The organism is Billgrantia hypersalina, assembly GCF_052584175.1.
Window position 1 is genome coordinate 68,882 of the sequence record NZ_JBMIQI010000002.1, and the last position, 14,130, is coordinate 83,011.

15 protein-coding genes are annotated in these 14,130 nt (G+C 63.3%); 10 read left to right on the forward strand and 5 right to left on the reverse strand.

Going from position 1 to position 14,130, the window contains the following annotated elements:
* Positions 1–9 precede the first annotated feature (9 nt).
* The 5 genes from ACOJCM_RS00440 (at position 10) to ACOJCM_RS00460 (ending at position 3,677) form a co-directional block, all read left to right on the forward strand.
* Positions 10–498, forward strand: a complete 489-nt coding sequence (locus ACOJCM_RS00440; RefSeq protein ID WP_445210085.1) for a GNAT family N-acetyltransferase — start codon at positions 10–12, stop codon at positions 496–498.
* 92 nt (positions 499–590) lie between these two features.
* Positions 591–1,586, forward strand: a complete 996-nt coding sequence (locus tag ACOJCM_RS00445) for a TRAP transporter substrate-binding protein (protein ID WP_445210086.1) — start codon at positions 591–593, stop codon at positions 1,584–1,586.
* A gap of 24 nt (positions 1,587–1,610) precedes the next feature.
* Positions 1,611–2,129, forward strand: coding sequence for a TRAP transporter small permease (locus ACOJCM_RS00450; protein WP_445210177.1), 519 nt, complete (start codon positions 1,611–1,613; stop codon positions 2,127–2,129).
* Entirely contained in the window at positions 2,126–3,385 is a 1,260-nt protein-coding gene (locus tag ACOJCM_RS00455) for a TRAP transporter large permease (protein WP_445210087.1), read from the forward strand. The genes ACOJCM_RS00450 and ACOJCM_RS00455 overlap by 4 nt, the downstream gene beginning before the upstream one ends.
* 85 nt (positions 3,386–3,470) lie before the next feature.
* Entirely contained in the window at positions 3,471–3,677 is a 207-nt protein-coding gene (locus ACOJCM_RS00460) for a hypothetical protein (protein ID WP_445210178.1), read from the forward strand.
* A 6-nt stretch (positions 3,678–3,683) separates the two neighbouring features.
* Here ACOJCM_RS00460 and ACOJCM_RS00465 read toward each other — a convergent pair whose 3' ends face one another.
* Entirely contained in the window at positions 3,684–4,271 is a 588-nt protein-coding gene (locus ACOJCM_RS00465; RefSeq protein ID WP_445210088.1) for a DUF938 domain-containing protein, read from the reverse strand.
* Between the two features lie 109 nt (positions 4,272–4,380).
* Positions 4,381–4,533, reverse strand: coding sequence for a hypothetical protein (locus ACOJCM_RS00470; protein WP_445210089.1), 153 nt, complete (start codon positions 4,531–4,533; stop codon positions 4,381–4,383).
* 153 nt (positions 4,534–4,686) lie between these two features.
* On the opposite strand from ACOJCM_RS00470, the gene ACOJCM_RS00475 reads away from it, so the two are divergent.
* A complete protein-coding gene (locus ACOJCM_RS00475; protein WP_445210090.1) occupies positions 4,687–4,938 on the forward strand; it encodes a hypothetical protein in 252 nt (83 codons plus the stop codon).
* Positions 4,939–4,989: 51 nt separating this feature from the next.
* On the opposite strand, the gene ACOJCM_RS00480 is transcribed toward ACOJCM_RS00475, so the two are convergent.
* A complete protein-coding gene (locus ACOJCM_RS00480; RefSeq protein ID WP_445210091.1) occupies positions 4,990–6,180 on the reverse strand; it encodes a DUF418 domain-containing protein in 1,191 nt (396 codons plus the stop codon).
* Positions 6,181–6,397: 217 nt separating this feature from the next.
* On the opposite strand from ACOJCM_RS00480, the gene ACOJCM_RS00485 reads away from it, so the two are divergent.
* Complete coding sequence (locus ACOJCM_RS00485) at positions 6,398–7,885, forward strand: HDOD domain-containing protein (RefSeq protein WP_445210092.1); 1,488 nt, start codon at positions 6,398–6,400, stop codon at positions 7,883–7,885.
* A gap of 19 nt (positions 7,886–7,904) precedes the next feature.
* Here ACOJCM_RS00485 and ACOJCM_RS00490 read toward each other — a convergent pair whose 3' ends face one another.
* A complete protein-coding gene (locus tag ACOJCM_RS00490; protein WP_445210093.1) occupies positions 7,905–9,290 on the reverse strand; it encodes an HTH domain-containing protein in 1,386 nt (461 codons plus the stop codon).
* Between the two features lie 196 nt (positions 9,291–9,486).
* On the opposite strand from ACOJCM_RS00490, the gene hutC reads away from it, so the two are divergent.
* A complete protein-coding gene (hutC, locus tag ACOJCM_RS00495) occupies positions 9,487–10,203 on the forward strand; it encodes a histidine utilization repressor (protein ID WP_445210094.1) in 717 nt (238 codons plus the stop codon).
* Positions 10,204–10,267: 64 nt separating this feature from the next.
* Here hutC and ACOJCM_RS00500 read toward each other — a convergent pair whose 3' ends face one another.
* On the reverse strand, positions 10,268–11,599 hold the full coding sequence (locus ACOJCM_RS00500; protein ID WP_445210095.1) for a YjiH family protein: 1,332 nt from the start codon (positions 11,597–11,599) through the stop codon (positions 10,268–10,270).
* A gap of 314 nt (positions 11,600–11,913) precedes the next feature.
* Between ACOJCM_RS00500 and hutI the strand changes: the two genes are divergently transcribed.
* Both hutI and hutG read left to right on the forward strand, forming a co-directional pair.
* Positions 11,914–13,149, forward strand: a complete 1,236-nt coding sequence (gene hutI, locus ACOJCM_RS00505; RefSeq protein ID WP_445210096.1) for an imidazolonepropionase — start codon at positions 11,914–11,916, stop codon at positions 13,147–13,149.
* Positions 13,133–14,110 (forward strand): formimidoylglutamase, encoded by a 978-nt coding sequence (gene hutG, locus ACOJCM_RS00510; protein WP_445210097.1) that lies wholly within the window; start codon positions 13,133–13,135, stop codon positions 14,108–14,110. The genes hutI and hutG overlap by 17 nt, the downstream gene beginning before the upstream one ends.
* Positions 14,111–14,130 lie beyond the last annotated feature (20 nt).

The window sequence follows — 14,130 nt, forward strand, 5'->3', positions numbered from 1 at the left end:
GAGGACACCATGATCCGTATCCGTCCCTACCAGTCGAGCGACTGGCCCGCCATGTGGGACTTCATCGCTCCCGTGCTGCATGCCGGCGACAGCTATGCCGTGCCACGCCAGATCAGCGAAGCCGACGCCTACCGCATGTGGGTCGAACTGCCACGTGCCGTGCGCGTGGCCGAGGACGCCGCCGGCAACCCGCTCGGCACCTATTACCTCAAGCCCAACCAGCCGGGCCCCGGCGATCACGTATGCAACTGCGGTTACCTGGTGGCCGAGAAAGCGCGAGGCCAAGGCATCGCCAACAAGCTGTGCGAGGACTCCCTGCGTGTCGCACGCGAGCTAGGTTTTACCGCCATGCAATTCAACATGGTCGTCTCGACCAACGAAGTGGCGATCCGCCAGTGGCAAAAGCACGGATTCGAGATCGTCGGCACCCTGCCCTGCGCCTTTCGTCACCCCACGCAGGGATTGGTCGACGCCTACGTCATGTACCGCCTCCTTTAAAAAGCCGTAACGCGATGTCAGCGTGACGATTGACCCTGTCGGGGCCGCTGGGGCATCCTCTTAACGGTTTGACATGACAAAGGAAAATTAAAATGAAAACGTTTGCACGCAGCACGCTGGCACTTGGCATCTCGCTCGCCCTGGTTTCCACCACCCAGGCCTCCGATTTCGAGGACATGGAACCGGTCACCCTGCGCCTGGCCCATGTGGTCAACGAGCAGGATGGTTTTCACATCGCCGCGGTGAAATTCCAGGAACTGGTTGCCGAGCGTACCGAAGGGGCCGTTTCCATCGACCTTTATCCCAACGCTTCGCTGGGCGACGAGCGCACCCTGCTCGAAGGCATGCAGATCGGCACCGTCGACATGGGCGTCATCACCAACGGGCCGGTGGCCAACTTCGTCGAAGAGATGGCGGTCTTCGAACTGCCGTTCCTGTTCCCCTCACCGGAAGCCGCCTATGAGGTGCTCGATGGCGACATCGGCCAGGAGCTGCTCGACAAGCTAGCCGACGTCAACCTCAAGGGCCTGGCATACGCCGAGCGTGGCTTTCGCAACTTGACCAACAGCGAACGTCCCGTGCGCAGCCCCGAGGATCTCGACGGTCTACGCATCCGCGTGATGGAAAACCCCGTCTACACCGACACCTTCCGTGAACTCGGTGCCAACGCCATTCCCATGGCCTGGACCGAGGCCCTCACCGCCATGCAGCAGGGCACGATCGACGGACAGGAAAACCCCGTCAACGTCATCCACTCGTTCAAGCTCTACGAAACCCAGGATCACATGACGCTGTCGCGCCACACCTATGCGCCGGCGATCTTCGTCATGGGCATGCCGGCCTGGAACCAGCTTCCCGAAGCTGCCCAGGAGGTCCTGGTCGAAGCCGCCCAGGAGGCCGCCGAGCATGAGCGTCGCATGAACGCCGAGATGGAGGCCGACCAGCTTGACGAGCTGCGCGCCGCCGGCATGGAGATCATCGAGGATCCTGACCTCGAGGCCTTCCAGTCCGCCGTCGAGCCGGTCTACGAGGAGTACGGTGACCAGTTCGGCGACTACCTCACCCGCATTCAGGAGGCCCTGCAGTAAGTGAACGCCTCGCTGCACGCCTTCATGGGCCTGCTGCAGCGTAGCGAACGCGCTCTCGACGCCGTCATCCAGCCCATTGTATTTCTGGGCATGGCGGCGTTGATCGGCGTGATCACGCTGCAGATCGTCTCACGTGTCTTCTTTACCGCGGTGGGCTGGACCGAGGAGATTGCCCGCTTCCTGCTCATCTGGATCACTTTTCTCGGCGCTACCCTGGCCTTTCAGCGCGGGCGACATATCGCCGTGACGTTCGTCGTCGATGCCCTGCCCCTGCGCCTGGCACAGCTGGCGCGTATCGCGGCGGTACTGGTGGCATTGGGCTTCCTCGCCGCCCTGATGGTGGTCGGCTATCGCTACATGCAGGTGCAGAGCTTTCAGCGTTCGGCCTCGCTGCGAATCTCGATGACCTATGTCTACGCGGTGATTCCCCTCTCCGCCGCGATCATGGCATGGTATGCGCTGGTCGATGCGATCGAACTCATCGTCAAGGGGCCCAGTGCCACCGAAACCGGCAGCGACTCTGCCGAGGAGCCGCCGGCATGACGGGCCTGCTGTTCGTCCTGTTCTTCCTCTTCATGCTTCTCGGCGTGCCGATCGCACTGGCCATCGGTGCCAGCACCCTGCTCGCGCTCAGCGCCCAGGGCGTACCGCTGATGGTGGTCACCCAGCAGATGTTCCAGGGCATCAACTCCTTCGCCCTGGTGGCGGTCCCCATGTTCATCCTGGCCGGCGACCTGATGGCTCAGGGCAAGGTGAGCGAGAAGCTGGTCGATTTCGCCGATTCCCTGTTCGGCTTCCTCAAGGGCGGTCTTTCCGTCGTCTCGGTCGGTGCCGGCATGTTCTTCGCCGCCATCTCGGGTTCCGGTGCGGCCACGACCGCAGCGGTGGGCTCGAGCCTGGTACCGGAGCTCAAGCGCAAGGGATACGACCCCGCCTCGGCGGCCAGCCTGGTAGCCGCCAGCGGTACCATTGGTGTCGTGATACCTCCCTCCGTGCCGATGATCATCTACGCCGTCATCGCCCAGCAGTCGGTGTCGAAGCTATTCCTCAACGGCATCGTACCCGGCGTCCTGATGGGTATCGGCCTTGCCACCATCGCCATCGTTCAGGCTTACCGGCGCAACTACCCACGCGGCACTGTCCTGTCGGCGGCGACCATCTGGCGAACCTTCAAGGGCGCCAGCTGGGGCCTGATGACACCGGTCATCATACTGGGCGGTATCTTTTCCGGAATCTTTACGCCGAGTGAAGCGGCCGTGGTGGCGGTCAACTACGCGTTGCTCGTATCGCTGTTCGTCTATCGCGACCTGAGCCCGGCCGACGTCTACCGCATTCTGATCCGTTCGGCGATCACTACCGCAGTGATCATGCTGGTCATCGCCACCTCGGCGGTGTTGAGCTGGACGCTCTCCAGTTGGCAAGTACCCAGCGCCATTGCCCAGGCGGTGCTGTCGCTTTCCACCGACCCCTACGTGATCATGCTGCTAGTGGTGGCGGTGATTCTGCTCACCGGCGTGTTCATCGAAACCGCAAGCGCCCTGATCATCCTCACGCCGGTACTGCTGCCCCTGGTACTGCAGCTCGGCATCGATCCGATCCACTTCGGTATCATCATCGTGATGGGGCTGGCGATCGGCATGATCACGCCGCCGGTGGCGATCAATCTCTACGTCGCCTCCTCGGTGACCCAGCTGCCGCTGGAGCGCATCACACGGGCCATCCTGCCCTACCTGCTGGGACTGGTCGCGGTGCTGCTGATGGTCGTCTATGGCCCGATCCTGCTGGGGCTCTCCGGCTGAGGCAGGTTCCTCTTGACGCCCGTGCGGCCTGGCCTCAGGCTGGCCGCATGTTCGCTACCTGTCGAAGAGATTTGCCGTGACTCTCATGCTGCGCATCGCCATTCCCTTGAGCCTCGCCCTGCTCGCCGGCTGCACGACCTATACCTATGAAGACGGCAGTCGCAAGACGTTGTGGGGCGTACCTGCCAAGGAGGAAACCCGGCGCTACGAGGAAGATCGCCAGGCCGAAGGCGTGCGTTACCGGGTACCGGGCGAGATCGAAGAGAACCGCAATCTCGAGACGGAGCAGTAAGCCCGATCAGGGGTGCAGCCGCAGCACCACGCTGAGGTTGTTGGCCGGCATATCGATGACTCGCTCGAGCATGAAACCGTACGGCTGCGCCTCGGTCACGACGTTTTCGAGATCCCGCACTCCCCAACGGGGATCGCGTGTCTTGAGGTCGGCATCGAAGGCCGCATTGCTCGGTGCGGTATGCCGACCGTTGCGGCGATAAGGCCCGTACAGATACAGCACGCCGCCCTCCGTCAGGCGCTCTGCTGATCTCGCCATCAGCGCCTCGGTCACTTCCCATGGCGAGATATGCACCAGGTTGATCGCCACCACGGCGTCGAAGGGCCCGGCAGGCCAGATCCCGGCCACATCCAACGGCAGCGGTTCAAGCAGGTTATCGAGCCCCGCATGCTCGCGCCAGGCGGAGATGGAGCTGCGCGCCTCGGGGTTCGGGTCGCTGGGCTGCCATAGCCAGCCCGGCTTGGCTCCGGCGGCATGGACGCCGTGTTCCCCGCTGCCGCTGGCCACCTCGAGGATTCGGGCCTGCTGCGGCAAGATCGCGCTCAGAACGTCGAGTATCGGTTGGCGATTGCGAGCCGCAGCGGGGCTCTCCATACGGCGACTCATAGACTCGGCCTGCCTCGCTGGGGAAGGATAGGTTTCTGACGTGTCATGCCCCAGCGTATGGCCGGGCATGGGTGTCTCGATTAATAAGGACGAAGCATCAAGGGTTACGACGACCCTCGTGCTGTGACGTCGAACGCGACTGGCGTCCACGGAATCCGTCGAGCATCTGCTTGCCCTTACGCTTCAATTTTGCGCGATTTTCCGGCTTGCGCAACCACCAGGCTGCTGCGGCACCTAACCATTTCTTCATCCTGACCTCCTGATGTCGGTGATGACACTTCTGGTATGGACGCCACCCTGGGCCAGGTCAAGCGTAACGGCATAAGAATTACGTCACCCCCGTTCGCCAAGTGTGACTGACTCTGCCATGGTTAGTATGGGTTCAACAGCATGGAGGATTCCCATGACGCGCACGGCACGTGTCGAGCCGATCAAGGAAGAGAGCCGCGAGGCGGTAGTGGTAAGCGGATGGAAGGTCGTCGACGTCACCGACCCCAATCTGCCGAAGGAGATTTCTCGCCACGACAGCGAGCCCGAAGCCATCAGGGCCGCACGCGACTATGAGCACAAAACCTCGCTCGAGCCAGGCTCCCCACCCGACGACACTCAGGATTACGACGCTTCAGATCCTCAGGGCGGCAAGAACCTTTCATGACTAGAAGCTTTCATGAAAGAGACGGCCCGGCCGATGGCCGGGCTCACTCAGTCAGCGCCTGAAGGGCTGCCATTGCCGGTAAGTCAACGAGCGCCATAGCCATTCGAGCGGTCCGTGGTGGTAGTGTCGCAACCAGCGCGGTGCCAACCACAGCTGCAGCAGCCAGATCGCCAGCACGACCGCAAATTGTTCGCTGCGCTCCAACTTGCCGAACCAACCCAGCCCGTGACCGTAAAAAATCAGACTGCACAGCACGCTCTGCAGGATGTACTGGCTGAAGGCCGTCCTTCCCACTGCCGCCAGCCTGAACCGCAGCCGTGGCAACCTACCCGCCTGAATGACGAGCATCACACCCCCCAACCAGCCCATGCCGACCAACACACTCCCCCAGTAATTGAATTGGATACCGAAGAACAGCGAGCGCGGCCCCCAACCGTTGGAGAAATTCCAATGCACGCCGTAGGCGACCAGGGGGAGCCCAAGCAGCAGGGCCATGCCCAGCATGGCGAGATAGACCCTTCGCTCTGCCTGGCCGGTCAGCACGCCCAACCGAAACAACGCCATACCGATCAGCATCAACCCCGCTGCCCGCCAGAAGCCCCATACCAGCAGGGTCATGGTCTGCGCTTCCAGCGCCAGCACTGCGCGATGAGGCATTTGTGCTACCCATCCGCTGCGGTAGCGCTCGACCTCGGCAGCCAGTTGCTCAGCGGAAGGCGACCAGTCGGCCTCGAAAGCCAGACGCTCCGCCTCGGACCACGTCGACATCATCCCGTCAAACAGCATGAACAGTAGCGAGGCGACTGCCAGCAGCGCCATACCCAGCGACAGTTGCCGAGCCGGGGAAAGATGGCGGCATGGATAGAGGGCGAAGGCACAAATCGCGTAAGTGAAGAGTATGTCCCCATACCAGATCAGGTAGGCGTGGACGAGGCCGAACAGCATTAGCCAGCCGTTGCGCCGGTAGTGCAGTGATAGCGGCGAGAGGCCTCTGGACTCGGCACTGTCGGCAAACAGCACGATGCCGGCTCCGAACAGCATCGCGAAGAGCGCCAACATCTTCTGATCGGCCAATAGGTGCGCAACGACCCAGGCCACCATGTCGGTGCCCTCGAGGCGCCCCCAGGCGGTTGGATTCAGGTACGCGGCGTAAGGCATGGCGAAGGCCTGCACGTTCATCACCAGAATGCCGAGCAGCGCCACACCGCGCAGTACGTCCAACGCCTCGATACGATCATGCATCAGGCGCCTCGACTCCGTGTCGCATGCTCTTCCTTATTTAACGCTACTTAATGCAGGTGATTGACTAACACTAGGTGGCAGAGTTTAATCAGTTGTTTAAAAACTTAACCAAAATTAACCGGACAGAGCCCTCCTGAGTTGACCGCGCCATGAGCCAGTCCGATGACTCAACGCAAGGAAAGTCTTTAGGGATGTAGAAAGATAAAGGAGAATCGATGTGATCCCTGCTTCGCTGAGGCGTTCCCTGGAAGGCTGCGATCAGCTTCCTTCCCTGCCGCAAGTCGTGCTACGTGTCATCGAACTCGCTCGCGATCCCCAAGTGGATCTACGCGACATGGTTGCGGCCATCGGCAGCGATCCCGCCCTCTCGGTGCATCTCCTCTCATTGGCTAATACCGTCTTCTACGTCAATCAACATCCCGTCGAGGATCTGCAGCAAGCCGTCAATCGCCTGGGCATGGAACGCACCCTGTCGCTCGCCCTGGGATGCAGTCTCGTCCATACCGCAAGCAGCCAGACCGCCGCTCAACTGAATCTCGAACGCTACTGGCAGCGCTCCCTGGTCAGCGCCATGAGCGCGCGGCTGCTCGCCGAGCGCGCAGGTCTCGCAGCGGAGAGCAGTGCGATCTTCACGGCTGCCCTCCTGCAGGATATCGGCATGCTCGGCATTCAGTCAGTCGACAGCGAGCGCTACCTGTCGCTGATGGCCCAGGCGCAGGATCACCGGGCCCTTGCCCAACTGGAGCGCGAGGTCTACGGCATCGATCATACTTGCGTGGGAGAATGGCTTGCGCACCGCTGGAAACTCTCGCTGCGCACCGCCGACTGGATACGCAGCAGCCACCAGTCCCTCGTCATGGCCGACACGGACGACCAGAAGGCCAAGAACTGCATCGTCGCCTCGGGCCTGATCGCCGATGCCTGGCTCCAGGGCGAAGCCGCCTTGAGCGAACTCGCCACCCAGCTATCCGGCTTCTTCAGGCTCGAAACCGACGAGATGCTGTCTCAATTGATCGGCCTGCAGGAGCAGCTGCCCGCCGTGGCCACACTCTACAACGTGCGCCCGCCTGAGTGGCTGGATCCCAAGCGTATCATGCACGAGGCCAGGATGATTCTGCTGGAACGCACTGCCCGGTTGCAGCAGGACCTCAAACAGAAGGAGCTGGAGCTCGAGCGGCTGCGCCGCGAGCAGAAGGAGCTCGAACTCAAGGCGAAACTGGACCCGCTGACCCGGCTGTACAACCGCGACCACCTGGAGACGACGCTGCGCGAGGCGCTGGAGGAGAGTCGTCGTGACGAAACACCGCTTTCGGTGATCTTCGTCGACCTGGACCATTTCAAGGAGGTCAATGATCGTTTCGGTCATGAAGCCGGCGACCGCGTGCTGATCGAACTGGCCGGCATTCTGCGCCAGGTCATGGAAGAGAACGGGATACATGTCGGTCGCTACGGTGGCGACGAGTTCGTCCTGATCCTGCCAGGGCACGATACGCAGGAGGCGCGCTCCCTAGCCGAGTGCCTGAGGGCGCGCTTCGCCTCACAGAACCTCGCCAACGACAGCGGGCTGCAGGTAACGGCCTCCTTCGGCCTGGCCACGCTCGAAACCGGTACCACCGGCCAGGACATCGAGTCGCTGCTGCGGGCTGCGGATCGCGGGATGTACCGTTCCAAGCATTCGGGCCGCGACCGCATCTCGGTCATCTAGGTTCCGGTAACGAGCAGCGTCATGGCGCGCTTGGCTGCAGGTTTCCCGATCCTGCCTGGGCAGCCATGGCCTTGGCGATAAACGCCTCGCTGCGCCGATTGGCCGGCCGATCCTTGAGGCCGGCCCAATAGGCCTCGAACTCCGGACGCCGCTCGAGCGTGCCGAACTGCATGCCCCAACCGATGTGCGAGCCGACGTAGACGTCCGCGGCAGTAAAGCTGTCGCCTGCGATGTACTGGCGTCCTGCCACGGCGTCGGCAAGCGTTTCGACCACCGTCTCGTATCTGCCGCAGCCGAACTGCTGCTCCTGCTCCGGCGTGACCGGGAAGCCGGCATGCTTGAGCGACAGCGCCATCTCCATGGGGCCCGCGGCAAAGAACAACCAGCGGTAATACGCTCCCCGAGCCTCGGGTGCCGGCAGGAGGCCGGCTTCTGGGAAGGCCTCGGCAAGATAGGCGCAGATCGCCGCCGACTCGGTCACCACGGTAGCGCCATGACGAATTGCCGGCACCTTGCCCATCGGATTGACGGCCAGGTACTCCGGCGACTTCATGGAGGTACCGAACTCGAGCACTTCCATACGATAGGGCTGGCCGATCTCCTCCAGCATCCAGTGAACGATGCCGGCACGCGACAGCGGGTTGGTATAGAAGACAAGATCCTGTTCCACGGTTCGCTCCTTCGTTCGGTTTGAGGTACGACCAGAATAGCCGACGGTACTGACAGTTTCTGGCAGCAGTGTGCTCAGCCACTCTCGTTCCAACACCGCTCGCGGTCTTGGGTAGCGCTCTCCCAGGAGACGAGCCGATTCGATTCGATCGGCACGAAAGCTGCGAAAGGCCTGCCTGAGTTCACACCAGGCGACGACGAGTCGAGTCGACTCGAAGAAGGCGATCGCTATGGGCCAGACGACTCTCTCCGAACGCACGCCTCGTTGATCCACATAAACGAGACACAACTTGACCTGACCGCGTATGGCCCGGCGCAGCGCCTCAAGGTCGACGCGCTGGCGACGCTCCCAGCCGGGCCCCACCACCAGCGCCGTATCCTGCATGCGATACCGCAGCTCGCCGGGCAGTACCGCAGCCACCTTGGCCAGGGCCTCGCCGGCGGCATGCGACAGCCCATCGTCCGTGCGGCGGCTCACCCACCTGAGCCCCAGCGTCAGCGCCTCGAGCTCCTCTTCCGAGAACATCAACGGCGGCAGCATCAACCCAGGCTCGAGCCGATAACCCATTCCCGGCTCGCCTACGATCTCGGCACCGATGGCACGCAGCGAAGCGATATCGCGATACAGGGTGCGCAGCGAGACGTTCAGTTCCTGTGCCAGCGCCGTCCCGCTGACCGGGTGGCGATGGCGTCGCAGGATCTGCATGAGATCGAGAAGCCGGGTGGTGCGAGACATGCCTGACGTACCTCTCTTGAGTCAGGGGAATAGCGAGCATGAGAGGACGTGCCGCCAGCAATGGCAAGTTTCCCCTTTTCACGGGTGCTCTATCCTCGCCCCCTCACGGCACGCGCCCTGACTCAAGGCAACGGATGCCTCAATAAGAGGAGCCAGGTAGACTATGTATATACAAGCTGGCACAGGAAACCTACCCATGGGCAGCACTCCCCCCCTCTACCTGCAGATTCAGCAGCACCTGCTGGAGAAGATACTAGGCGGCGAGTGGCCCGCACATCATCAGATCCCTCCCGAGGAGAAACTGGCACGCGACTTCGGCGTCAGCCGAATGACGGCCAACAAGGCGATCCGCGACCTCGTTCAGCAGGGCTATCTGACGCGTCAACCGGGGCTCGGCACCTTCGTTACCGACCGCAAGGCGGAATCATCGCTGGTGGAAGTGCACAACATCGCCGAGGAAGTACGCGGCCGCGGCCATGCCTACAGCAACGACGTGCTACTCGCCGAGGCCATCAGCGCCGACGACGAAGTGGCGCTGCGCCTCGGCGTTCGCCTGGGCACGCGCACCTTCCATACGCGCATCGTCCATCGTGAGAACGGGGTGCCGATCCAACTGGAGGACCGCTTCGTCAACCCGCGCTGGGTCCCGAACTACCTGGATAGCGATTTCAGGCGCAAGACGCCCAACGAGGTGTTAGTGGCGGCCTGCCCCATCAGCGATATTGAGCACGTCGTCGAAGCAGTGCTGGTCGATGCCACCACCGCCGAATGTCTGGAAACCGTGGCAACCCAGCCATGCCTGAGCATGACACGGCGCACCTGGTCCGGCGAGCAACTGATCAGCTACGCGCGACTGATCCATCCCGGCGACCGCTACAAGCTGCGCACCGCCGTGCACCGCAACGGCAGCTGAATGCCGACGTGACGAAGCCGGGCAGCCCCCGGCTTCGTCACTGCACGCCTCACTCTTCCTTTACTTAGCTTGCCGTCAACGTCTGCACCAGAAAGCCCGCCGGTACCGCCAGCAACAGGCTGAGCGCCACGCGCAGGAACCAGACCATCACGATGCGCCCCACCGACAGCGGGATGCTGGTGGCGAGAATGCAGGGAATCGAGGCGGAGAAGAACAGCACCGCGGACACCGACACCACTCCGGCGGCAAAGCGGGCCACGAACTCGGCCTCGCCCATCAGCAGCGCCGGCAGGAACATCTCGGCCAGCCCCGCCGCGGATGCCTGTGCCAATGCCATGCCATCGTCGAGCCCCCAGATCGCCACGAAGGGATAGAACAGCCAGCCCAGCCACTCAAATAGCGGAGTGTACTTGGCCGCAAGAAGCCCAAGCAGTCCCACTGACATGATCGACGGCAGGATGCTGATCGCCATGAGCAACCCCTCGCGCACGTTGAGCGCCACGCTGCGATGCAGTGCCGGGGCCTTGTCCGCCACTGCCAAACCCGTACGCCAAGCAGTCGTCATGCGCATGCCCGAGGGTGCTACGGGTTCGCTATCGGTTTTCGCATCGTCCAGCCGTGACAGCGGCGGCAGGCGCACGGTGATGGCGGTCACGACGAAGGTGATCGCCAGCGTCAGCCAGAAGTAGAGATTCCATACATTCATCAACTCGAGCGTGCGCGCCACGATGATCATGAAGGTCGCCGACACCGTGGAGAAACCGGTAGCGATGATGGCCGCTTCACGCGCCGAGTACTGCCCCGCCTGATAGACCCGGTTGGTAATCAGCAGACCGATGGAATAGCTGCCGACAAAAGAGGCCACGGCATCGATGGCCGAGCGCCCAGGCGTACGCCATATCGGCCGCATCACGGGCTGCAGCAGTACCCCGATCAGCTCGAGCAGGCCGTAGCCGATCAAAAGGGCCAGGAACACCGCGCCGATCGGCACGATGAGGCCTACCGGGATCACCAGCTTGTCGAACAGGAACGGCAGCATGTCGGGTTCCTGCAACACCGACGGCCCCCAACCCGTGAGAGCCATGATCGCCACGACCACGCCGGCAAGCTTCAACATGGTGAAGATTCGCTCCGTCAGGCTGCGTCGCCAGTAGCCCTTCACCAGCGGGTAGGCAGCACCCGCCACGATCAGCACAAGCCCATAGAGACCGGCGGCTTCGCCGAGCAGGTCACGTGCCGCGGTCACCATATGATCGAGCAGGATGGTCTGTCTCCCGCCGAGGCTGACGGGTACGAAGAAGATCAGGATTCCCAGCGCACTGGGAACGAGCAGCTTGGCCACCGTGAGCCAGCTACCGTGTCGCGACGACTGGGTCGCCGATTTCGGCAGGTCCATGGGAAGCTCCTTTCATTGTGATTGTGACGCCGCTGTGCGGACGCAGCGACAGGCACGTTATTGTATATACAATATTTTTCCCACAACCGCCAACATCCGCCCTGCCCAGCGCCTAATACCTTGGTCTAGGTGAGCCGATACGGCGCCGTGGCATGAAGCGGAATGGCACGAGGATAAACGTGTCTATTCAGTGGGTTGACAGGTAGGCGACGATGCGTCTCCGCTGCATGCCCCGATCACGATCGTTGTTGCGCTTGACGCCTCGTCATGGTTGCATTAATTGTATATACAAAACAGCCCGACAGGAGAACCGCATGCCAGCCACGGCTACGTCCCCGTCTCGCCGACTCTGGCGAGACGTCACGCTGTTCGACGGCCTCGACACCCTGCCCGAGCCGATGGCAGTAGTGGTGGCGGGCGACACCATCGAGCGCGTCGTCCCCATGAGTGAATTCGACCCCGTCGAAGCGGAGACCTGCGAGACATTGGGCCGTGGTGGCGTACTGACGCCCGGCCTGGTGGATTGCCATACCCACCTGGTATTCGGTGGCTCGCGGGCCGAGGAGTTCGAGCAACGGCTGGAGGGCGTCAGCTATGAAGCAATCGCCCGCCAGGGCGGCGGCATCCTCAGCACCGTTCATGCTACCCGAGCCGCCAGTGAGGAGGCGCTCTTCGCCATGGCGCGACCGCGGCTCGACGCGTTGCTGCGCGAAGGCGTGACCACCGTCGAGATCAAGTCCGGCTACGGCCTGACAGTCGCCGACGAATTGAAGATGCTGCGCGTGGCGCGGCGCCTCGGTGAGGAACTGCCGGTGCGGGTGGTGACCACCCTGCTGGGAGCCCATGCCCTGCCACCGGAATACAAGAACGACAGCGACGGCTACATCGACCTGGTATGCCGCGAGATGATTCCCGCGGCCGCCGAGCAGGGCTTGGCCGATGCGGTGGACGTCTTCTGCGAAAAGATCGCTTTCTCGGTCGCCCAGTGCGAGCGCGTCTTCGAGGCCGCCAAGGCATACGGTTTGCCGATCAAGGCCCACGCCGAGCAACTCTCGAACCTGGGTGGCAGCGCCATGGCGGCCCGCCATGGCGCGCTTTCCGCCGACCATATCGAATATCTCGACGCGGCCGGCGTCGCTGCCCTGCGCAAGGCAGGAAGCACGGCGGTGCTGCTGCCCGGCGCCTTTCACACGCTGCACGAAACCCAACTGCCGCCTGTCGCGGCACTGCGCGAAGCCGGCGTGCCCATGGCGGTGGCCACCGACGCCAACCCCGGCAGCTCGCCGCTGTTCATGCCCACGCTGATGCTCAATCTGGCCTGCACGCTGTTCCGCCTGACGCCGCGCGAAGCGCTGGCCGGCATGACCGCCCGTGGCGCGCGCGCCCTGGGGCTGCACGACTGCTCCCTCGGTCGCATCGTCGAGGGCGCCCCGGCGGACCTCTGCCTGTGGGACGTCGAAACGCCCGCCGAACTGGCCTACGCCGTGCAACCCGGCCGCCTGCGTCAACGCATCTATCGAGGAGAAGTGACCCATGGTCCAAGCCAATAGCGAGCTGCACCTGGCTGATCCGGCCATCGATATGTCGCCCTGGGCCGGGCGCGAAGACCCGGAACCCGACAGCCTGCGCTGGCACCAGGTGATCACCCCCCTCAAGCGCGACGTCAGCCCGGGCGTCGCCCTGCTTGGCTTCGCCAGCGACGCGGGTGTGGCGCGCAACCAGGGGCGCGTCGGGGCCGCCGAAGGGCCCCGGGCATTGCGCCGTGCCCTGGCCCCGCTGGCCTGGCACCGCCAGGCACCCATCTATGACGCCGGCGACGTGACCTGCCACGGCAACGCCGACCTGGAAGTCGCCCAACAGCGTCTGGCCGAGCGGATCTCCGCTCTGCTGGACGGTTCCCATCTGCCGGTCGTTCTGGGTGGCGGCCATGAAGTTGCCTTCGGCAGCTGGTCGGGCCTGGCCCGGCATCTGGAAGCACGCAGCGAAGCAGCGCCCCGGATCGGCATCGTCAATTTCGACGCTCACTTCGACCTGCGCGATCCCGACCATGTGCACTCCTCGGGTACGCCCTTCGCCCAGATCGCCGCCGAGTGCCACCCCCGCGGCTGGCCGTTCCGCTATGCCTGCCTCGGCGTCAGTCGAGCCAGCAATACCCGGGCACTGTTCAGCCGCGCCCATGAACTCGGCGTGCTGATCAAGGAAGACCGTGAATTCCTGCTGCACCGGCTCGAGGCCATTCAGAGGGAGCTCGAACGCTTCATGGCGCGCTGCGACCACCTCTACCTGACCTTCGATCTCGACGTGCTGCCGGCCGCCGAGGCACCCGGTGTCAGCGCCCCCGCCGCCCGCGGCGTATCGCTGGCGCTGCTCGAGCCGCTGATCGAGACGGTTCGCGACAGCGGCAAGCTGCGCCTGGCCGACATCGCCGAACTCAACCCCAGCTTGGATATCGACGCTCGCACCGCACGCGCCGCGGCTCGCCTGGTCCACCTGCTCACGCTGGATACCTGACCGAAACCCAAGACAACCGC